This window comes from Streptomyces sp. NPDC001822 (assembly GCF_042892135.1).
Classification (GTDB): Bacteria; Actinomycetota; Actinomycetes; order Streptomycetales; family Streptomycetaceae; genus Streptomyces.
In genome coordinates, this window is the sequence record NZ_JBIATW010000015.1 from 39,749 (window position 1) to 54,222 (window position 14,474).

16 protein-coding genes are annotated in these 14,474 nt (G+C 70.6%); 5 read left to right on the forward strand and 11 right to left on the reverse strand.

Annotated features, from left to right (window positions below; translation table 11 throughout):
- Positions 1–23: 23 nt before the first annotated feature.
- From ACFYY2_RS28270 to ACFYY2_RS28280, 3 genes are all read left to right on the forward strand, one after another.
- Positions 24–800 carry a metal ABC transporter ATP-binding protein gene (locus ACFYY2_RS28270; RefSeq protein WP_388748135.1) on the forward strand — a complete coding sequence of 259 codons (777 nt, stop codon included), beginning with the start codon at positions 24–26 and terminating at the stop codon, positions 798–800.
- Complete coding sequence (locus tag ACFYY2_RS28275; protein ID WP_388748344.1) at positions 800–1,699, forward strand: metal ABC transporter permease; 900 nt, start codon at positions 800–802, stop codon at positions 1,697–1,699. The genes ACFYY2_RS28270 and ACFYY2_RS28275 overlap by 1 nt, the downstream gene beginning before the upstream one ends.
- 65 nt (positions 1,700–1,764) lie before the next feature.
- Positions 1,765–2,208 (forward strand): Fur family transcriptional regulator, encoded by a 444-nt coding sequence (locus ACFYY2_RS28280; protein ID WP_388748137.1) that lies wholly within the window; start codon positions 1,765–1,767, stop codon positions 2,206–2,208.
- Between the two features lie 42 nt (positions 2,209–2,250).
- Here the strand turns inward: ACFYY2_RS28280 and ACFYY2_RS28285 are convergent, their stop codons facing one another.
- The 4 genes from ACFYY2_RS28285 to leuA form a co-directional block, all read right to left on the reverse strand.
- Entirely contained in the window at positions 2,251–3,063 is an 813-nt protein-coding gene (locus ACFYY2_RS28285) for an isoprenyl transferase (RefSeq protein WP_388748139.1), read from the reverse strand.
- A gap of 22 nt (positions 3,064–3,085) precedes the next feature.
- A complete protein-coding gene (gene recO / locus ACFYY2_RS28290) occupies positions 3,086–3,832 on the reverse strand; it encodes a DNA repair protein RecO (protein ID WP_388748141.1) in 747 nt (248 codons plus the stop codon).
- Positions 3,833–3,922: 90 nt separating this feature from the next.
- Positions 3,923–4,624: a TerB family tellurite resistance protein gene (locus ACFYY2_RS28295; protein WP_388748143.1), complete on the reverse strand. Its 702-nt coding sequence runs from the start codon at positions 4,622–4,624 to the stop codon at positions 3,923–3,925.
- Positions 4,625–4,826: 202 nt separating this feature from the next.
- Positions 4,827–6,620, reverse strand: a complete 1,794-nt coding sequence (gene leuA / locus ACFYY2_RS28300) for a 2-isopropylmalate synthase (RefSeq protein ID WP_388748145.1) — start codon at positions 6,618–6,620, stop codon at positions 4,827–4,829.
- A gap of 292 nt (positions 6,621–6,912) precedes the next feature.
- On the opposite strand from leuA, the gene ACFYY2_RS28305 reads away from it, so the two are divergent.
- Both ACFYY2_RS28305 and ACFYY2_RS28310 read left to right on the forward strand, forming a co-directional pair.
- On the forward strand, positions 6,913–7,989 hold the full coding sequence (locus ACFYY2_RS28305; RefSeq protein ID WP_388748147.1) for a M4 family metallopeptidase: 1,077 nt from the start codon (positions 6,913–6,915) through the stop codon (positions 7,987–7,989).
- Between the two features lie 53 nt (positions 7,990–8,042).
- Positions 8,043–8,309 carry a protealysin inhibitor emfourin gene (locus ACFYY2_RS28310; protein WP_388748149.1) on the forward strand — a complete coding sequence of 89 codons (267 nt, stop codon included), beginning with the start codon at positions 8,043–8,045 and terminating at the stop codon, positions 8,307–8,309.
- A 45-nt stretch (positions 8,310–8,354) separates the two neighbouring features.
- Here the strand turns inward: ACFYY2_RS28310 and era are convergent, their stop codons facing one another.
- The 7 genes from era to ACFYY2_RS28345 all read right to left on the reverse strand — a co-directional run bounded on the left by era (position 8,355) and on the right by ACFYY2_RS28345 (position 14,189).
- Positions 8,355–9,329, reverse strand: coding sequence for a GTPase Era (gene era / locus ACFYY2_RS28315; protein ID WP_388748151.1), 975 nt, complete (start codon positions 9,327–9,329; stop codon positions 8,355–8,357).
- A 51-nt stretch (positions 9,330–9,380) separates the two neighbouring features.
- Positions 9,381–9,734 carry a cytidine deaminase gene (locus ACFYY2_RS28320; RefSeq protein ID WP_388748153.1) on the reverse strand — a complete coding sequence of 118 codons (354 nt, stop codon included), beginning with the start codon at positions 9,732–9,734 and terminating at the stop codon, positions 9,381–9,383.
- Between the two features lie 62 nt (positions 9,735–9,796).
- Positions 9,797–10,150, reverse strand: a complete 354-nt coding sequence (locus ACFYY2_RS28325; protein WP_388748155.1) for an MmcQ/YjbR family DNA-binding protein — start codon at positions 10,148–10,150, stop codon at positions 9,797–9,799.
- On the reverse strand, positions 10,147–11,430 hold the full coding sequence (locus ACFYY2_RS28330) for a hemolysin family protein (protein WP_388748157.1): 1,284 nt from the start codon (positions 11,428–11,430) through the stop codon (positions 10,147–10,149). Before ACFYY2_RS28330 ends, ACFYY2_RS28325 begins: the two co-directional genes overlap by 4 nt.
- Positions 11,427–11,924: an rRNA maturation RNase YbeY gene (gene ybeY, locus ACFYY2_RS28335; protein ID WP_073747030.1), complete on the reverse strand. Its 498-nt coding sequence runs from the start codon at positions 11,922–11,924 to the stop codon at positions 11,427–11,429. The genes ACFYY2_RS28330 and ybeY overlap by 4 nt, the downstream gene beginning before the upstream one ends.
- A gap of 12 nt (positions 11,925–11,936) precedes the next feature.
- Positions 11,937–12,959, reverse strand: coding sequence for a PhoH family protein (locus tag ACFYY2_RS28340; RefSeq protein WP_388748160.1), 1,023 nt, complete (start codon positions 12,957–12,959; stop codon positions 11,937–11,939).
- 126 nt (positions 12,960–13,085) lie between these two features.
- Positions 13,086–14,189 (reverse strand): carbohydrate kinase family protein, encoded by a 1,104-nt coding sequence (locus ACFYY2_RS28345; RefSeq protein ID WP_388748162.1) that lies wholly within the window; start codon positions 14,187–14,189, stop codon positions 13,086–13,088.
- Positions 14,190–14,474: the final 285 nt, after the last annotated feature.

Below are 14,474 nucleotides of genomic sequence, written 5' to 3' on the forward strand. Positions count from 1 at the left end.
CCGCAGCAGTTCCGGAGGCAACCGTGCCCGAGCCAAGTACGCCCGAACCCGTGATCAGGATGTCCGGAGCGACGGCGACGCTCGGCGCGCGCCCGGTGCTGCGCGGCGTCGACCTCGCCGTGCACCGCGGCGAGGTCGTGGCGCTGCTCGGCGCCAACGGCTCCGGCAAGTCCACCGCCGTACGGTCCGTCATCGGCCAGGTCCCGCTGACCGGTGGCAGCGTGGAGCTCTTCGGCACGCCGCTGCGGCGCTTCCGCCAGTGGTCCCGCATCGGTTACGTGCCGCAGCGCACTACGGCGGCAGGCGGCGTCCCGGCGACGATCCGCGAGGTCGTGGCCTCCGGGCGGCTGTCCCGCACGAAGCTCGGACTGCCCGGCCGGGCGGACCGGGCGGCGGTGGACCGCGCGATCGGGCTCGTCGGCCTCGCGGACCGTGCCGGGGACTCGGTGAACGCCCTCTCCGGCGGCCAGCACCAGCGCGTCCTGATCGCCCGTGCGCTCGCCTCCGAGCCCGAGGTGCTGATCATGGACGAGCCGATGGCCGGCGTCGACCTCGTCAGCCAGGAGATCCTCGCCACGACGCTGCGCGAGCAGGTCGCGGGCGGAGCCACGGTGCTGCTCGTCCTGCACGAGCTCGGGGCCCTGGAGCCTCTGATCGACCGGGCGATCGTCCTGCGCGACGGCTGCGTCATGCACGACGGCCCGCCCCCCGAGGCCATGGGCCAGCACGCCCTTCCCGGCCACGACCACGTACACCCCCACGCGGCCTCCGAGCCCGTCCGGACGGGACTGCTGACCTGATCATGCTGGAATTCCTGAACCCTCCCTTCATGCAGCGGGCCCTGCTCGCCGCCGTCCTGGTCGGCATCACCGCGCCCGCCATCGGCATCTACCTCGTCCAGCGCCGTCAGGCCCTGATGGGCGACGGCATCGGGCACGTCGCACTGACCGGTGTGGGCCTCGGCTTCCTGCTCTCCGTCAGCCCCGTCTGGACGGCGACGCTCGTGGCCGTGGCCGGCTCGGTCGTGATGGAGCTGATCCGCTGGTACGGCCGCACCCGCGGCGACATCGCGCTGGCCATGCTGTTCTACGGCGGCATGGCGGGCGGCGTGATGCTGATCAACCTCTCGGACACCGGCTCCAACGCCAATCTGACGTCGTTCCTCTTCGGCTCCCTGTCGACGGTCTCCGAGGAGGACGTCACCGCGATCGTGGCGCTCGCCGCCTTCGTGGTGCTCGTGACGGTGGGGCTGCGGCGCCAGCTGTTCGCCGTCAGCCAGGACGAGGAGTTCGCCCGGGTGAGCGGTCTGCCGGTGCGCGCGCTCAACCTGCTGGTCGCGGTGACCGCCGCGATCACCGTCACCGTGGCGATGCGGGTCGTCGGCCTGCTGCTGGTCAGCGCCCTCATGGTGGTGCCGGTCGCCGCCGCCCAGCAGATCACGAAGTCCTTCAAGGTGACGTTCGTGCTGTCCGTCGTCATCGGGACGGCCGTCACCCTGGCAGGCACCGTGACCTCGTACTACGAGGACGTGCCGCCGGGCGCGACGATCGTCCTGATGGCCATCGCCGCCTTCGTCCTGCTCACCGCGCTCGCCACGCCGCTGGCACGCAGGCGTGCGCGGGGAAGCGAGGCCGAGGCGGCCCGGTGCACCCTTGAAGTACCGGCGGCCCGCCCGGCCAAGGACGACGTGCAGGTGTGACCGTGGCGACGGGGCGGGCTGGCACAATGGCCCGACACACGCACGGGCGACACGAGGAGGCAGCTGTGGCGACGGCGCCGATCAGTGGCACGAACGCGGCTCCGGTGCGCGGCCGGTCCACCCGGCAGCGGGCGGCGGTCGCGGCGGCGCTCGACGAGGTCGACGAGTTCCGCAGCGCCCAGGACCTGCACGACGTGCTCAAGCACCGGGGCGACTCGGTGGGGCTGACCACGGTCTACCGCACCCTGCAGTCCCTCGCCGACGCCGGTGAGGTCGACGTCCTGCGCACCACGGACGGCGAGGCCGTCTACCGGCGCTGCTCGACGGGCGACCACCACCACCACCTGGTGTGCCGCGTCTGCGGGAAGGCCGTCGAGGTCGAGGGCCCGGCGGTGGAGCAGTGGGCCGAGACCATCGCCTCGCAGCACGGCTACGTGAACGTGGCCCACACGGTGGAGATCTTCGGGACCTGCGCGGACTGCGCGAACCGCACCCCCGACGAGGACTGAGTCCGGCGCGGGCCCCGTCACCGGGGCCCGCGCCGTGCCGTCTCAGCCCGCGGTGATCTCCTCGGCGCCTCCGAAGCGCCGGTCGCGCTTGGCGAACTCGAAGCAGGCGCGCCACAGGTCGCGGCGGTCGAAGTCCGGCCACAGGACGTCCTGGAAGACCATCTCGGCGTACGCGCTCTGCCAGATCAGGTAGTTGGACGTGCGCTGCTCACCGCTGGGGCGCACGAAGAGGTCCACGTCCGGCATGTCCGGGTAGTAGAGGTACTTCTGGAACGTCTTCTCGTTGACCTTCGAGGGATCGAGCTTCCCGGCCGCGACGTCCTGGGCGATGCGCTGCGCCGCGTCGGCGATCTCGGCCCGGCCGCCGTAGTTGACGCAGAAGTACAGCGTCATCCTGTCGTTGTCCTTCGTCTGCTCCTGGGCGACCTGGAGCTCCTCGACGACGGACTTCCACAGCTTGGGCATGCGGCCGACCCAGCGGATGCGGATGCCGAGCTCGTCCATCTCGTCGCGGCGGCGGCGGATGACGTCGCGGTTGAAGTTCATGAGGAACTTCACCTCGTCCGGCGAGCGCTTCCAGTTCTCCGTGGAGAAGGCGTACAGCGAGAGGTTCTTGACGCCCATCTCGATGCAGCCCTTGAGGACGTCCAGGACGACGCCTTCGCCGACCTTGTGGCCCTCGGTGCGCGGGAGTCCCCGCTCCTTGGCCCAGCGGCCGTTCCCGTCCATCACGACGGCCACGTGCTTGGGCACGAGCTCGCCGGGGATCTTCGGCGGGGTGGCGCCGGAGGGGTGCGGCTCGGGGTCCTTGTACTCACGCCGGTTACGGCCGCCGAGCATCCCGCGTACTGCCATGGGCTTCTCTCGTCTCCCTGTGTCACTTTTCCACGTACCGCAGCGAGCGCAGACCGCGCTCCAGATGCCAGTGCAGGTAGGCGGACACGAGTCCGCTCCCCTCCCTGACATGACGCGCCTCGCACGCGTCCGCCGTCTCCCAGTCACCGGTGAGCAACGCGCTCAGCAGTTCGACGGCCTCCGCCGAGGGTACGACGCTGCCGGGTACGCGGCAGTCGGCGCATATGACGCCGCCTGCCGCGACGGAGAAGAACCGGTTCGGTCCGGGCATTCCGCACCTGGCGCAGGCGTCGAAGCTGGGGGCGTAGCCGTTGACGGCGAGGGAGCGCAGCAGGAACGCGTCCAGGATCAGGTTCGGCGCGTGCTCGCCGCGCGCGAGGGTGCGCAGGCCGCCGACGAGCAGCAGGTACTGCTGCACGGCGGGCTCACCCTCGTGGTCGGTGAACCGCTCGGCGGTCTCCAGCATGGCGGTACCGGCGGTGTAGCGGGCGTAGTCGGAGACGATCCCGCCACCGTACGGAGCGATGGTCTCGCTCTGGGTGCACAGCGGGAGGCCGCGGCCGATCAGCTCGCTGCCACGGGCGAAGAACTGCACGTCCACGTGGGAGAAGGGTTCGAGCCGCGCCCCGAACTTGGACTTGGTGCGGCGCACCCCGCGAGCCACGGCGCGCACCCGGCCGTGGCCGCGGGTCAGGATCGTGATGATCCGGTCGGCCTCGCCCAGCTTCTGCGTGCGCAGCACGACGCCGTCGTCCCGGAACAAGCTCATGCGCCCATTGTCGCCCACGGGAGCACCCACCGGGCAGAGGGTTCCCGGAGCCAGGAGTGCGGCACGTGCCGCGAGGGCCCCCAGGAGGCCCTAGGAGGGCGTACGGGCGGCCGCCGCGAGCAGGGCAGCCGTGTCGGCCGGACAGAGCCGCAGAGCGCTGCCCACGGTGGTGAGCACCTCGCGCTCCGCCTGGTTGTACGCCCCGTCCGCGAGCGCGATCCTGGCGCCCTGGAGCAGGACGGCTTCCCGGCCCGTCGTCGCCAGGTGCGGCGCGAGGGGCTTCAGTGCCTCGTGCAGCTCGATGGCGAGGGCCGCCCCGCACGCCTCCGCCGCCGGACCGGCGCCGCCGGACCCGGTCTCGGCGGCGAGCACCTCGACGATGGTGAAGAGCTGCTCCTGGGTGCAGTCGTCGAGTCCGGCCTCGCGGACCGTGGCCGCCGCGGCCTCCAGGACCGTGCGGGAGGTGGTGCCGCCGGCGGCCAGCACGGCGAGCGTGACGGTGTGCACGGCCTCCCGGAGCATCGCGGAGAAGCGCGTGGTGGTGGGGTGGTCCAGGACGTCGGTCCCGAAGTGCGTCCCGCAGGCGGCGCACTCGACGACGGGGCCCGCGGTGCCCCGGGCGAGCAGCGGCAGACCGAGGACGGTCAGGCGGTGGCGTCCGGTGAGGCGGCGGTAGTTGCGGTCGCCCCCGCAGCCGGGGCAGAAGAACTCGCCGTCGCCGACGGTTTCCCAGACGGTGCGGCTGCCGCAGATACGCAGTCCTGTGGCGCGTTGTCCTTTGGCTGTCCGCACGTCGCACACCTCCGTAACCCCACGGCAACATTGCCGCGCTGGACGTGATGTTAGCCACATGCGTGATGTGACGTCAGCATTCCGGACGTCCCAACCCCCGGAGATGGCCGAACCCCGCCCACCCTCGACGGGTGAACGGGGCTCCGGGGCCGCATGGTTCGAGACCCTTGCGGGTGTCTGTCCGGTATGCCGTGCGACGACGTCAGCGGGCCGACCGGTTGACCGCCGAGACGACCGCCTTCAGCGACGCGCGCGTGGTGTTGGCGTCGATTCCGATACCCCACAGCACCTTGCCGTCGATCGCGCACTCGATGTAGGAGGCCGCCTGCGCGCTCGCGCCCTCGCTCATCGTGTGCTCGGTGTAGTCCAGCAGGCGCGCGTCGATCCCGATGGCCTGCAGCGCTCCGAAGAACGCGGAGATCGGGCCGTTGCCCGTGCCGGTCAGCACCGTGTCCGCGCCGTCGACCGTGGCCTCGACCGTGATGGTGTCCTGCCCGTCGGAACCGGTCGTCGTCTGGCCGGACCGGATCTGCACGCGCCCCCAGGCGTTCTCGGGGTTCGGCAGGTACTCGTCCGCGAACGCCGACCAGATCTCCGCCGGTGTGACCTCGCCGCCCTCGGCGTCGGTCTTGGCCTGAATGATCCGGGAGAACTCGATCTGCATCCGCCGCGGCAGGTCCAGCTTGTGGTCGTTCTTCAGGACGTAGGCGATGCCGCCCTTGCCGGACTGCGAGTTGACGCGGATGACGGCCTCGTAGGAGCGGCCGACGTCCTTCGGGTCGATCGGCAGGTAGGGCACGGCCCACTCGATGTCGTCGACGGTCACGCCCCGGGCGGCCGCGTCGGCCTCCATGGCGTCGAAGCCCTTCTTGATGGCGTCCTGGTGGGAGCCGGAGAAGGACGTGTAGACCAGGTCGCCCGCGTAGGGGTGGCGCGGGTGGACCTCCATCTGGTTGCAGTACTCGCTGGTGCGGCGGATCTCGTCGATCTGCGAGAAGTCGATCTGGGGGTCGATGCCCTGCGAGAACAGGTTCATGCCCAGGGTGACCAGGTCGACGTTGCCGGTGCGCTCGCCCTGGCCGAACAGGCAGCCCTCGATGCGGTCGGCACCCGCCATGATCGCCAGTTCGGCGGCGGCGACGGCCGTGCCGCGGTCGTTGTGCGGGTGGACCGACAGGCAGACGTACGGGCGGCGCGTCAGGTTGCGCGACATCCACTCGAAGCGGTCGGCGTGGGTGGACGGCGTCGAACGCTCCACCGTGGCGGGCAGGTTGAGGATGATCTCGCGCCCCTCCTCCGGCTGCCACACGTCGCAGACGGCCTCGCAGACCTCCAGGGCGAAGTCCAGCTCGGTGTCGGTGAAGATCTCCGGGCTGTACTGGTAGCCGAAGACCGTCTCGTCGCCCAGGATCTTGTCCGCGTACTCCATGACCAGGCGGGTGCCGTCCACGGCGATCTGCTTGACCTCCTCCTTCGAACCGCGGAAGACCACGCGGCGGAAGGTGGGGGCGGTGGCGTTGTACAGGTGGACGGTCGCCCGGCGGGCTCCGCGCAGCGATTCGACGGTGCGCTCGATCAGTTCCTCGCGCGCCTGCGTCAGGACGGAGATCGTCACGTCCTCCGGGATCGCGCCCTCTTCGATGATGGAGCGCACGAAGGCGAAGTCGGTCTCGCCGGAGGCCGGGAAGCCGACCTCGATCTCCTTGTAGCCCATGCGTACGAGCAGGTCGAACATCTCACGCTTGCGGGCCGGCGACATGGGGTCGATCAGGGCCTGGTTGCCGTCGCGCAGGTCGGTCGACAGCCAGCGGGGCGCCCGCGTGATGCGGTTGTCGGGCCAGGTGCGGTCGGAGATGTCCACGGCGTCGTACCCGCGGTACTTGTGGACCGGCATCCCGGACGGCTTCTGCGGCTGCTTCGCGTTGGTGACCGGGGTGGGGCGGCCGACGGGAGTGGCTGCGGCGTCGGCGTGCACACGGGTGTTCGCGGGGGTCATGGCGTACGGCTCCTCTGAGGTCCAGCAGGGGCGGCCGACTGTGTCGCTGCAACAGCGAACTCCGCGGGGAGGGAGCCGGCCTACGACTACAGGCCCTCGCCGCGGCAGCTAAGAAGGAGCAGCCATGAACGCATGATGCGGCAACACTAACCGAGGGACGCCTGATGCGTCGGTCCGTATCAGTATGCGGGATCGGCGGCTTGTAAAGGCTGAACGGTGATACATCACTCCATTTCGTCAATCACAGTCGCAACCAGTGACAGAGTGGTGACTCAGTGCCACAGTCATTCGTATGCAGCCTCGACCGAACATCGGGCTCCGGCCCGTCTTCTGCACCATCGTTCCGCCCCACCTCCTCGACAAGCTGGCCCAGGCCGACGATCCGGTCCTGGCCGGTCCCGCCCGCCGCACCCTGGAGGCCGACGGGGCCCGCCGCCACCACCGCCGGGTGACGGCGCTGGCCTGGACCCCGGGGGCCGCCGGCACCTCGGACCCGGTCCCCACCAAGCCGCACCGCACCCTCCACGACTGCCGTCACGGGACGGACCTGCCGGGCGTCAAGGTCCGCGACGAGGGCGAGGAGCCCACCCGGGACGCCAGCGTCAACCGCGCCTACGCGGGACTCGGCGCGACCTTCGACCTGCTGCTCTCGGAGTACGGCCGCAGCTCGATCGACGGCCGGGGGCTGCCGCTCATCGGCTCCGTCCACTACGACGAGAAGTACAACAACGCGTTCTTCGACGGCGAGCAGATGGTCTTCGGGGACGGCGACGGCGAGATCTTCCTCGACTTCACCCTCGCCATCGACGTGATCGCCCACGAGCTGGCGCACGGACTGACCCAGTACACGGCCAACCTGGCGTACGAGGGCCAGTCGGGCGCGCTCAACGAGTCGGTGTCGGACGTCTTCGGCTCCCTGGTCAAGCAGTACTCGCTGGGCCAGAGCGCCGACCAGGGCGACTGGCTGATCGGCGCCGGGCTGCTCGCCCCCCGGGTCAGCGGCGTCGCGCTGCGCTCCATGAAGGCTCCGGGTACCGCGTACGACGACGACGTGCTCGGCAAGGACCCGCAGCCCGCCTCGATGGACGACTACGTCGAGACGGACGAGGACAACGGCGGGGTGCACATCAACTCCGGCATCCCCAACCGGGCCTTCTACCTGCTGGCCACGGCGCTCGGGGGCAACGCCTGGGAGCGGGCCGGCCGCATCTGGTTCGACGTGCTGACGGGCGGCGAACTGACCCAGGACGCGTCCTTCACGGAATTCGCCAAGCTGACCGTCGCGGCAGCCCAGCACAGGTTCGGGGAGGGCGACGAGGCGGACGCGGTGCTCAAGGCCTGGTCGGAGGTGGGCGTGCCGACCAGGTGACCGGGTAGATTCCAGGCGGGCCGTCCGAGCGGGCCAGACAGGAGCCGTCACGCATGCGCATTCGGGTCAGCCGCACCGGCGGGTTCGCCAGCATCCCCCGTGACGGCGAGGTCGAGACCTCGGGACGGGCGGACGCCGCGGAATGGGAAGCGCTGGCCGAGGCGGCACTCGGCGCCGGCCGGGGCGGGCCTCCCGCGGGCGTCCCGGACGGGTTCCGCTACAGGATCACGGTCGGCGACCGGACGGTCGACTGTGCGGACCCGCGGCTCACCCAGGAGCAGCGGGCGCTGATCTCCCGGGTCCTCAAAGAAGGGGCGTAGCCCCGGGTCCGCCGCAGCACGCCGCGCGGCCGGACCCGGTGGCCGTCAGAATCCCAGCTTGCGCAGCTGCTTCGGATCGCGCTGCCAGTCCTTCGCGACCTTCACGTGCAGGTCCAGGAAGACCGGGGTGCCGAGCAGGGCCTCGATGTGCTTGCGCGACTTCGTGCCGACGTCCTTGAGCCGCTTGCCCTTCGGGCCGATGATGATGCCCTTCTGGCTGGGGCGCTCGATGTAGACGTTCGCGTGGATGTCCAGCAGCGGCTTGTCCGCCGGACGGTCCTCGCGGGGCAGCATCTCCTCGACGACGACCGCGATGGAGTGCGGCAGTTCGTCCCGGACGCCTTCCAGCGCGGCCTCGCGGATGAGCTCCGCGACCATGACCATCTCGGGCTCGTCGGTGAGGTCGCCCTCCGGGTAGAGCGGCGGGCTCTCGGGGAGCAGCGGGGCGATGAGATCGGCGAGCAGGTCCACCTGCTGGTCCTTGACCGCGGAGACCGGAATGATCTCGGCCCACTCGAAACCGAGCTCGTCGGCCAGCGCGGAGACGGCGAGCAGCTGCTCGGCGAGCGCCTTGGACTCGACGAGGTCGGTCTTGGTGATGATCGCGATCTTCGGGGTCTTCTTGATCGCGGCGAGTTCCTTGACGATGAACTTGTCGCCGGGGCCGAGCTTCTGGTCGGCGGGCAGGCAGAAGCCGATGACGTCGACCTCGGCCCAGGTGGTCCGCACGACGTCGTTCAGCCGCTCCCCGAGCAGGGTCCGCGGCTTGTGGAGGCCGGGCGTGTCCACCAGGATCAGCTGGGCGTCGTCGCGGTGCACGATGCCCCGCACCGTGTGCCGGGTGGTCTGGGGGCGGTTGGAGGTGATCGCCACCTTCTGACCGACCAGAGCGTTCGTGAGGGTGGACTTGCCCGCGTTGGGGCGCCCCACGAAGCAGGCGAAGCCGGCCCGGTGGGGGGCGGTGTTCTCAGCCTGCTGGGCAGCGGCTTCTGTGTTCGGTCGAGCGCTCATGGCGCCCATTCTCCCCGATCCCGGCGGCGACGATGCACAGCAGGGCGCGACGGCCCCGAATCAGCCCGCCGCGACGGCGGAGCGGAGCGTGCCGTCCGGGGCGGCGAGCAGCACGGGGGTCCGGGGCCCGCCCAGGTCGCGCACGGCGGCGCGGTCCGCGTCGGACACGGCCTCCGCCCCGGAGACCACGGCCGCCGCCTCCAGCGACGTGGCACCGCTGGCCACCGCCATCGCGACGGCGGTCTGCAGCGCGCTGAGCTTCAGCGAGTCCAGGGCCACGGTGCCCGCGGCGTAGGTACGCCCGGTCTCGTCCCGGACCGCCGCGCCCTCCGGCACTCCGTTCCGGGCGCGGACGCTGCGTGCCAGCGTGACGATCTTGCGGTCCTCGGGGCCGAGGTCGGTGGTGTCGGTCATGTGCCGAGCATACGGAGCGGGCAGGTGCCCCCGCCGCGACGGGGGTGTGTTCCGTCACGGCGCTACGGCCGGTCCAGGCGCAGCCGTTCCGCCTTCGGCAGGCCGGCCACCACGAGGTCGTAGCTGTCCTCCACGAGCTCGCGGACCATGCGGGCCGGGAGCTCGGAGACCGACACCGTGTTCCAGTGCCGCTTGTTCAGGTGCCATCCGGGGACGATCGCCGTGTACTCCTTGCGGAGCCGCAGGGCCTCGTCCGGATCACACTTCAGGCTCACCAGCAGCGGTGAGGCGTCCAGGACACTGAGCGCGAACATCTTTCCCAGGACCTTGAAGACGGAGGCCTCCGGGCCGAAGGGGAACTCCTCCGTGCTCGCGTTGAACTCCAGGCAGAAACCGCGCAGTTCCTGGGGGGTCATGCCGCCTCGCTTCCCTCCGGCTCCACCAGCACCGTGACGATCTTGTTCCGGCGGCCCGCCGGGGACTCCGCGGTGAGGCGGAGCTTCCGTCCGTCGGGGAGGTCGACGATCGAGGAGGCCCCGGAGATCGGGACCCGTCCGAGCGCCTTCGCCAGCAGACCGCCGACCGTCTCCACGTCCTCGTCGTCGTAGGCGTCGAGGCCGAAGAGTTCGCCCAGGTCGCCGATGTCGAGCCGGGCGGTCACGCGGAAGCAGCCGTTCTCCAGCTCCTGGACCGGCGGGAGTTCACGGTCGTACTCATCGGTGATCTCGCCGACGATCTCCTCCAGGATGTCCTCGATGGTGACGATGCCGGCCGTGCCGCCGTACTCGTCGATGACGACGGCGACGTGGCTGCGGTCCTGCTGCATCTCACGCAGGAGGTCTCCGGCGTTCTTCGTGTCGGGGACGAACGCGGCGGGGCGCATCGCCGTGGAGACCAGGTCCGCCTCCGCCTCCCGGTTGATGTGCGTCTTGCGGACCAGGTCCTTCAGGTAGACGACGCCGACGATGTCGTCCTCGTTCTCCCCGGTGACCGGGATGCGGGAGAAGCCGGAGCGCAGCGCCAGGGTGAGCGCCTGCCGGACCGTCTTGTACCGCTCGATGCAGACGAGGTCGGTGCGGGGCACCATCACCTCGCGCACGAGGGTGTCCCCGAGTTCGAAGACCGAGTGCACCATGCGGCGTTCGTCGTCCTCGATGAGCGACTCCTGCTCGGCGAGGTCGACCATGGCGCGCAGTTCGGCCTCACTGGCGAAGGGGCCCTTGCGGAAGCCCTTGCCCGGGGTCAGCGCGTTGCCCAGGAGGATCAGCAGCTGGGGGATCGGCCCCATGATCCTGGCCAGGGGCAACAGTGCGTAGGCCGCGGCCGTCGCGGTGTTCAGCGGGTGCTGACGGCCGATGGTGCGCGGCGAGACCCCGATGGCGACGTAGTTGACGAGGACCATGATCCCCACCGCGAGGGCGAGTGCCTGCCAGGTCTCGGTGAGTTCCTGGAGGCAGGCGTAGGTCACCAGCACGCCGGCCGACGTCTCGCAGGCGACGCGCACGAGCAGCGCCACGTTGAGATAGCGGGTCGGGTCGGCGGCGACCTGCGCGAGTTTGGCGCTGCCGCGCCGCCCGGCGCGCACGGCCTCGGCCGCCCGGAAGCTGGACGTCCGCGCGATGCCGGCCTCGGCGCACGCGGCGAGCCACCCGACGACGACCAGCAGGACCGCGCCCGCGACGAGGGGGAGGCTCACGAGACGGTGGGGGCGGGGGACGGGCCGGTCAGACCGCGCTCGCCGCGCCAGCCGTCGACGATCGCCGCCTGCAGGCCGAACATCTCGGCCTTCTCGTCGGGCTCCTCGTGGTCGTACCCGAGGAGGTGCAGCACCCCGTGGACGGTGAGCAGTTGCAGCTCCTCGTCCATCGAGTGCCGCGTCTCGGCGTCCTCGCCCTGCTTCTTGGCGACCTCGGGGCACAGCACGATGTCACCGAGGAGCCCCTGCGGGGGCTCCTCGTCGTCCTTGGCCGGCGGGCGGAGTTCGTCCATCGGGAAGGACATGACATCCGTCGGGCCCGGGAGGTCCATCCACTGGATGTGGAGCTGCTCCATGGCGGCGGTGTCCACCACGATCACCGAGAGTTCGGACAGCGGATGGATCCGCATCCGGGCGAGGGCGTAGCGGGCGATGTCGAGGATCGCCTGCTCGTCGACCTCGGTTCCGGACTCGTTGTTGACGTCGATCGACATGGTGCGCTGCGACTACTTCCCGTTGCGGCCCGTGCGGCCCTCTGCGTTGTCGTACTTCTCGTACGCGTCGACGATACGGCCGACGAGCTTGTGCCGGACGACATCCTGCGAGGTGAGCCGGGAGAAGTGCACGTCCTCCACACCGTCCAGGATCTCCTGCACCTGACGCAGGCCGCTCTTGGTGCCGCTCGGCAGGTCGACCTGGGTGACGTCACCGGTGATGACGATCTTCGAGTCGAACCCGAGCCGGGTGAGGAACATCTTCATCTGCTCGGCGCTGGTGTTCTGCGCCTCGTCCAGGATGATAAAAGCATCATTGAGCGTCCGGCCGCGCATGTAGGCCAGCGGCGCCACCTCGATCGTGCCCGCGGCCATGAGCCGGGGGATCGAGTCGGGGTCGAGCATGTCGTGCAGGGCGTCGTAGAGCGGACGCAGATACGGGTCGATCTTGTCGAAGAGCGTGCCGGGCAGGAATCCCAGCCGCTCCCCCGCCTCGACCGCGGGCCTGGTCAGGATGATCCGGCTGACCTGCTTGGACTGCAGGGCCTGGACCGCCTTCGCCATGGCGAGGTAGGTCTTGCCCGTACCGGCGGGGCCGATCCCGAAGACGATGGTGTGCTTGTCGATCGCGTCGACATAGCGCTTCTGGTTGAGCGTCTTGGGGCGGATGGTGCGTCCGCGGTTGGAGAGGATGTTCTGGGTGAGCACCTCCGCGGGGGTCTCGGTGCCGTCCCCTTCGCCGTTTCCGCTCGCCCTGAGCATGGCGATCGAGCGTTCCACAGCGTCCTCCGTCATCGGCTGCCCGGTGCGCAGCACCAGCACCATCTCGTCGAAAAGGCGCTGGATCAGCGCGACGTCCGCCGCGCCCCCAGACGCACTGATCTCGTTGCCCCGGACATGGATGTCGGCGGCCGGGAACGCCGTTTCGATCACGCGCAGCAGGGAATCGCCCGACCCCAGGAGCATCACCATGGGGTGTGCGGCCGGAATGCTGATCCGGGCCGTCGCCTGCGGCTGTGTAGGTGACTGAGTCATGGGCCGGCCCTCGGGCCTGCGCATACCTCCCGTTGCAGGGCCGTCGCTGCTCGACGGCCTCTGGACTACCAGCGTACGACCTGGCTCCCCCGGCGCCGAGAGATTTACCGAGTGATCATCTGCCCGTCACTGACGGAACCCGATGGTCGGAACGGCCCGGCGCAGCGGCCACGCCCTGCTCGTCGCGGGCAGCAGATCCTCCAGGAAGGCGTAACGCTCCAGTGCGGCCGGGTCCTGTTCGGCGAAGGTGCGCACCTGCTGCCACCAGGCGGCGACCTCCGCCCATCCGGGGGCCGAGAGGGAACCGCCGAACTCCTGCACCGAGAGGGCCGCGGTCAGTCCGGCGAAGGCGAGGCGGTCGGCGAGCGGCCAGCCGGCCAGGGTCCCGGTGACGAAGCCGGCGACGAAGACGTCACCGGCCCCCGTGGGGTCGAGCGCCTCGACGTCGATGGCGGGCACCGAGGCGGCCGTCCCGGTCGCCCCGTCCACCGCGTAGGCGCCGTCGGCCCCCAGGGTGACCACGGCGAGGGGGACCCGTTCGGCCAGGGCGTGGGCGGCGGCGCGGGGGCAGTCGGTGCGCGTGTAGCGCATCGCCTCCTCGGCGTTGGGGAGGAAGGCCAGGCAGTGGCCGAGATCGGGCAGCGCGTCCAGGTCCCAGCGGCCGGACTCGTCCCAGCCGACGTCGGCGAAGAGCGTCGCGCCGTTGCGGGCCGCGTCGGCCACCCAGGGCTCGCTGCGGCCCGGAGTGAGCGAGGCGATCGCGGCGCGTGCGCGCGGCGGGCAGGAGGGCAGTGTGCGGCCGGGCACCGCCGACGGGCCGGGGTCCGGGGCCTCGTGGCCGTGCGAGACCATCGTGCGTTCGCCCTCGTACGCCATGGAGACGGTGACGGGCGAGTGCCAGCCGGGGACCGTGCGGGACATGGACAGGTCGATGTGCTCACCCTGTTCGAGGGCGTCCCAGCAGTACTCGCCGTAGTGGTCGTCGCCGAACGCGGCGGCCAGGGACGTGCGCAGGCCCAGCCGGGCGAGCGCGGTGGCCATGTTGGCGACGCCGCCGGGGCTGGATCCCATCCCCCGCGCCCAGGACTCGGTCCCGCGCACCGGAGCGCTGTCCAGGCCGGTGAAGATGATGTCCAGGAAGACCGTGCCCGTCAGGAAGACGTCGCATGCGGGGTCCTGGGGGGCGCGCAGCCCGAGCAGCGGGTCGATGCCTGGATTACGTGTACTCACCTTGCGCTCCCGGCCGTGGCGGATCTGATCAGTGCGAGATCCGGTCAGTCTGCCGGATCGGCTCCGCCGTCCGGAGCGCACGCGCCGGTCCGCGCATACTCGCCCCCACCTGCATAAACATGCGCTGTTACCCGGCTTCTCCGTGCATAAACGCAAGAGTGACCCAGATCACATCGAGCCGACTTTCCGTCGCCGGTGCGTGCTTGATACAAATTGGCCCGCGAGCACCGTTCGGGACAGTTGACGACGAGTGCCCCTTCTCCCGCTTTCCCCCGCTTTCTCTCG

Bases quoted from the DNA above. Each gene is read 5' to 3' on its own strand.
- ACFYY2_RS28325 (WP_388748155.1), bottom strand. From the start codon at position 10,150: ATGACCCCCCAGGAACTGCGCGGTTTCTGCCTGGAGTTCAACGCGAGC.
- recO (WP_388748141.1), bottom strand. From the start codon at position 3,832: ATGAGCTTGTTCCGGGACGACGGCGTCGTGCTGCGCACGCAGAAGCTG.
- ACFYY2_RS28310 (WP_388748149.1), top strand. From the start codon at position 8,043: ATGCGCATTCGGGTCAGCCGCACCGGCGGGTTCGCCAGCATCCCCCGT.
- ACFYY2_RS28340 (WP_388748160.1), bottom strand. From the start codon at position 12,959: ATGACTCAGTCACCTACACAGCCGCAGGCGACGGCCCGGATCAGCATT.
- era (WP_388748151.1), bottom strand. From the start codon at position 9,329: ATGGGCGCCATGAGCGCTCGACCGAACACAGAAGCCGCTGCCCAGCAG.
- ACFYY2_RS28305 (WP_388748147.1), top strand. From the start codon at position 6,913: ATGCAGCCTCGACCGAACATCGGGCTCCGGCCCGTCTTCTGCACCATC.
- leuA (WP_388748145.1), bottom strand. From the start codon at position 6,620: ATGACCCCCGCGAACACCCGTGTGCACGCCGACGCCGCAGCCACTCCC.
- ACFYY2_RS28285 (WP_388748139.1), bottom strand. From the start codon at position 3,063: ATGGCAGTACGCGGGATGCTCGGCGGCCGTAACCGGCGTGAGTACAAG.
- ACFYY2_RS28320 (WP_388748153.1), bottom strand. From the start codon at position 9,734: ATGACCGACACCACCGACCTCGGCCCCGAGGACCGCAAGATCGTCACG.
- ybeY (WP_073747030.1), bottom strand. From the start codon at position 11,924: ATGTCGATCGACGTCAACAACGAGTCCGGAACCGAGGTCGACGAGCAG.